At 49.8% G+C, this 1,650-nt stretch carries 2 protein-coding genes; one reads left to right on the top strand and one right to left on the bottom strand.

All coding sequences use genetic code 11. The features are described from left to right. Positions 1-72: 72 nt before the first annotated feature. On the bottom strand, positions 73-336 hold the full coding sequence (locus RMO52_RS01960) for a hypothetical protein (protein ID WP_310410426.1): 264 nt from the start codon (positions 334-336) through the stop codon (positions 73-75). A gap of 205 nt (positions 337-541) precedes the next feature. Between RMO52_RS01960 and RMO52_RS01965 the strand changes: the two genes are divergently transcribed. Then, on the top strand, positions 542-1,546 hold the full coding sequence (locus tag RMO52_RS01965; RefSeq protein WP_310410428.1) for an NADP-dependent oxidoreductase: 1,005 nt from the start codon (positions 542-544) through the stop codon (positions 1,544-1,546). Positions 1,547-1,650 lie beyond the last annotated feature (104 nt).

A 1,650-nucleotide genomic window follows, 5' to 3' on the forward strand; every position in this document is an offset into this window, starting at 1 on the left:
CTGGGCGTAGTTTGGTTTGGCTCAGATCTGTAAATGGAAACGGCACCAACACTACATCACCCTTGGCTCAATTCATGCGACTGGTTCCCCGTCATCTAGAGTATATAGATCGGGTTCGCGATCCAGAAAGTCAAACGAGCCGCCCATTTGCGCTAGATTGCTAATCTCGCGTACAGAAGGATAGTCCAGCTTCTCTACAGTCTGCTCTTCACCACCCAATTGCGCCGCCACAGCAGAATCAAAAAATAATCGCTGTGTCAGTAAATTCTGCTCTGCTTGAGGCAAGGATTCAATCAGTTCTATTATCGAATTTACCAGTTGAATATTTGCTGCCATAAATTCTTTTCCTGAGACTATAGATAGTCTATCGAGCACTGGGAAATATCGCTACAATCCTGCTCGATCGATCGCATTGCGATCGCCAAGTAGCTAGTCGATCGTTTAGATTTAAGAGGATGTATCTAGATCTCATTCACTTCACATTTTTGAGTAGTACGCGCCAAAAATTGCAGATTGGAATCCCACCACATAGGAGCAAATTATGACCCAGATCGTCAGTCGCGAAATTCATCTCGTCTCTCGCCCCCAGGGAATGCCCACCGCCGCTAACTTCGAGACTGTATCAACTCAGCTAGAGCCAGTCCCCGATGGACGCGTCCTCGTTCGCAACCTGTACATGTCAGTCGATCCTTACATGCGTGGTCGGATGAATGATACCAAATCTTATGTACCGCCGTTCCAATTGGGGCAAGTGATGGAAGGTAGTGCCGTCGGCGAAGTCGTTGAATCCCACGCTGAGGGGTTCAAATCTGGCGATATCGTTTCTTCTACTTTGGGTTGGCGCGAATACTTTATTGCCGCGCCGCAGGCATTGCAACCAGTCAACCGCGAAATTCAACCGCTCTCGGTTTATCTCGGGTTGCTCGGGGCGACGGGTTTGACGGCTTGGGCGGGGTTAAATTTGGTCGATGTCAAAGCTGGTGACGTTATCTTTATTTCTGGGGCGGCTGGGGCGGTTGGCAATGTCGCGGGACAATTAGCCAAGCTGCGGGGGTGTCAAGTCATCGGCTCGGCGGGTTCGGCTGAAAAAATCGCTTTTCTCACGGAGGAATGTGGCTTCGATCGAGTATTTAATTATAAGGATGCGCCCGTACTCGCACAGCTCCAGCAAGCCGCTCCAGAAGGGATCGATGTCTATTTCGATAACGTTGGCGGCGAAAGTCTCGAAGCCGCACTGGCGGTACTCCGCAACTATGGTCGGATTATCGCCTGTGGTGGCATCTCTGGCTACAACGCCGAAAAACCCGCCCCAGGGCCGAGTAATTTATTTAATATGACGACCAAACGATTGACGATGAAAGGGCTGATCGTCATCGATTCGCTGCCTCAGATGGCGGCATTTCAACAGGAGGTAGGTGGCTATTTTCAGGCAGGTCGCTTGAAAAATCAAGAAACAGTCATCACGGGGATCGAGCGAGCCGTGGAAGCCTTTCTCGGTCTATTTGACGGCACAAATCTCGGCAAGATGGTGGTAAAACTCGATTAGTGTTACGCATCGATGCGATCGGAAGACGTTTTCAGCGAACTCAATTGATGCTTATAAATAGGCAATCGGATCGTAAATTTACTGCCGCGATCGAGATGACTCTG

The sequence above is a fragment of the Chamaesiphon sp. OTE_8_metabat_110 genome (assembly GCF_031382685.1).
GTDB lineage: Bacteria > Cyanobacteriota > Cyanobacteriia > Cyanobacteriales > Chamaesiphonaceae > Chamaesiphon.

Bases quoted from the DNA above. Each gene is read 5' to 3' on its own strand.
- RMO52_RS01965 (WP_310410428.1), top strand. From the start codon at position 542: ATGACCCAGATCGTCAGTCGCGAAATTCATCTCGTCTCTCGCCCCCAG.
- RMO52_RS01960 (WP_310410426.1), bottom strand. From the start codon at position 336: ATGGCAGCAAATATTCAACTGGTAAATTCGATAATAGAACTGATTGAA.